1 protein-coding gene is annotated in these 356 nt (G+C 74.2%); it reads left to right on the top strand.

Annotation, left to right across the window (positions count from 1 at the left end):
* Positions 1 to 356, top strand: a 356-nt coding sequence (locus tag PUR61_RS17175; RefSeq protein WP_329879729.1) for an acyltransferase domain-containing protein, incomplete at both ends; no start/stop codon positions are given.

The raw sequence follows: 356 nt of genomic DNA, 5'->3' as shown, positions 1-356 counted from the left end.
CGAGAAGATCACCCAGTGCGAGAAGGCCCTCGCCCCACACGTCGACTGGTCCCTGAGCGACCTCCTGCGCAGCGGCGAACTCCTCGAACGCGTCGACGTCGTCCAGCCCGCCCTGTGGGCCGTGATGGTCTCCCTCGCCGACCTCTGGCAGCACCACGGCGTCCACCCCGACGCCGTCCTCGGCCACTCGCAGGGCGAGATCGCCGCCGCGGTGGAGGCCGGCGCGCTGAGCCTGGAGGACGGCGCCCGGGTCTCCGCCCTGCGCAGCCGGGCCCTCGACGCCATCGCCGGGGAGGGCGGCATGGTCTCGCTCGGGCTCTCCGCCGAACGGGCCGAGCAGCTTCTCACGCCCTGGG

Origin of the sequence: Streptomyces sp. BE20 (assembly GCF_036322525.1) — a bacterium.
Classification (GTDB): domain Bacteria; phylum Actinomycetota; class Actinomycetes; order Streptomycetales; family Streptomycetaceae; genus Kitasatospora.
This window is presented reverse-complemented; position numbering and strand designations above follow the sequence as displayed.